Source organism: Companilactobacillus futsaii JCM 17355 (assembly GCF_001435505.1).
GTDB lineage: Bacteria > Bacillota > Bacilli > Lactobacillales > Lactobacillaceae > Companilactobacillus > Companilactobacillus futsaii.
In genome coordinates this window covers 1-460 of record NZ_AZDO01000064.1, presented here as the reverse complement: position 1 = coordinate 460, position 460 = coordinate 1, and the positions used below count along the sequence as shown (strand labels likewise).

The following is a 460-nucleotide window of genomic DNA, read 5'->3' as shown; positions in this document are numbered from 1 at the left end:
CGAGTTCTAGGACGTAGTATTGAAGAACGCCCTGATTATGTTGATGACCGTTTAGAGTTTGGACACTTTGAAATTGACACTGTAGTTGGTAAAAGAAATGGTCATGAGAGTGTTGTCCTTACGTTGACAGAGAGAAAAACTAGATTCGAAATAATGCGATTAATCGACGGTAGAGACGCTGACTCTGTGGACTATGCGATGGATGAAATCGCAGAATCATACGGAGATACCATCAAGTCTATTACTGCAGACAATGGGCCAGAGTTTGCTAATTTGGAAAATACAATGTCAGGAACGTGCGATGTCTATTTCACTCATCCATACACATCTAGTGAACGTGGTACTAATGAAGTTCATAATAGAATGATCCGCCGTGACTTGCCCAAAGGGCTGTCACTAGATACTGTAAGTCCACAATCAATCTCACTCATTAACTCTCGTCTAAACAATCTACCTAGAA

Annotated in this window: 1 protein-coding gene; it reads left to right on the top strand. The window is 40.9% G+C overall.

From position 1 onward, the window contains the following. On the top strand, positions 1-460 hold a 460-nt coding region (locus FC88_RS05780), incomplete at both ends, for an IS30 family transposase (protein ID WP_157060432.1).